Source organism: Tepidanaerobacter sp. EBM-38, assembly GCA_001896545.1.
GTDB lineage: Bacteria > Bacillota > Thermosediminibacteria > Thermosediminibacterales > Tepidanaerobacteraceae > Tepidanaerobacter.
In genome coordinates this window covers 1-1,524 of sequence record MPOT01000098.1, presented here as the reverse complement: position 1 = coordinate 1,524, position 1,524 = coordinate 1, and the positions used below count along the sequence as shown (strand labels likewise).

The 1,524-nt window shown below is 36.5% G+C and carries 2 protein-coding genes; both read left to right on the top strand.

Features of this window, described 5'->3' with window-relative positions:
• Nucleotides 1-385: N-6 DNA methylase (locus BUC45_RS10590; RefSeq protein WP_296972231.1), on the top strand; the 385-nt coding region annotated here is incomplete at its 5' end.
• Nucleotides 382-1,485 carry a restriction endonuclease subunit S gene (locus BUC45_RS10585; RefSeq protein WP_296972229.1) on the top strand — a complete coding sequence of 368 codons (1,104 nt, stop codon included), beginning with the start codon at nucleotides 382-384 and terminating at the stop codon, nucleotides 1,483-1,485. The genes BUC45_RS10590 and BUC45_RS10585, both read left to right, overlap by 4 nt.
• Nucleotides 1,486-1,524: the final 39 nt, after the last annotated feature.

Here is a 1,524-nt window from a genome sequence, read left to right as displayed (position 1 = left end):
CTTGTTTTATGGTACCAGCATTGCTACCTGCATTATGGTGCTGAAGAAGTCTAAATCAGAAAATAGCACCTTATTTATCGATGCATCAAAGGAATTTGTAAAGGTTACGAATAACAACAAGCTGACACAGGAAAATATTGAGACCATTCTTAACGCATTTAAGGAAAGAAAAGATATTGAGCATTTTGCTAGGCTTGTGCCAAACAGCGAAATTGCTGAACAAGATTATAACCTGTCTGTTTCAACATATGTGGAACAAGAGGATACCAGGGAAAAGATTGATATTGTTGCTCTTAATGCTGAGATAGAAAAGATTGTGGCGAGAGAGCAGGTTTTAAGGGAAGAAATAGATAAGATTATTGCGGAAATCGAGGTGGGCAAATGAGTAAATTAGATGAATTGATTGCAGAGCTATGCCCGAATGGAGTGGAGTATAAAAATCTTAAAGAAATCTGTGGAACAATCACCACAGGAAAATTAAATGCTAATGCTATGGTTGAAAACGGCAAATATGCCTTTTTCACTTGTGACGCAACACCATTCAGAATTGATAGTTATGCATTTGATACAGAAGCTATTTTAGTATCTGGTAATGGTAGTCAGGTTGGACACATCAACTATTATAAAGGAAAATTCAATGCGTATCAGCGCACCTATGTTTTGTCTGATTTCAATTATACAGATGTAAAATATCTTTTACATTATTTAAAAGGATATTTAAGAGATTATATAATGGTGCATTCAAAGAAAGGCTCAGTTCCATATATAACATTGCCTATGCTTCAAAACTTCAAAATTCCCATTCCCCCTCTACCTGTTCAGCAGGAAATTGTCCGTATTCTGGATAATTTCACAGAGCTTACAGCAGAGCTTACAGCAGAGCTTACAGCAAGAAGAAAACAGTATGAGTATTACCGCAATGAAATTATGCAACTAAAACATTGGCATGATAGAAAAACTATTACGGAAATGTCTTTAGGAGATATTTACGATTTTCAATATGGAAAGGGCAATGTAATTCCTACAAATGGAGGTGAATATCCTGTTTATGGAAGTAACGGGATTGTAGGAACACATTTTGAATATAACAGCGAAGATGCACCTGTAATTGGCCATATTGGTGCATATGCGGGAATTGTAAACTGGGGATATGGAAAGCACTTTGTAACGTATAATGGGGTTATTTGTAAACTAAAAAACAATAGTGTTCATAGCAGGTATGCATACTATTTGCTTTTGCTACAAGATTTTAGGGCTCAAGCAAAGAGTGGGTCACAACCATTTGTTTCTTATGAAATATTAAAAAAACCACGTGTATTAATACCGCCTTTTGAAGAACAGAAACGCATTGTCGCTATCCTCGATCGCTTTGACGCTCTGTGTAACGACTTAACCAGCGGCATTCCGGCCGAAATCGAAGCTCGTCAAAAGCAATATGAATATTACAGGGATAAACTGTTATCTTTCAAGGAGGTGAAGGCATGAGTATATACAATATCGTTGCAAGTACTGACGAAGCAACGG

Excerpts from the sequence above, each read along its gene's own strand:
- BUC45_RS10585 (WP_296972229.1), top strand. The coding sequence starts at position 382 with ATGAGTAAATTAGATGAATTGATTGCAGAGCTATGCCCGAATGGAGTG.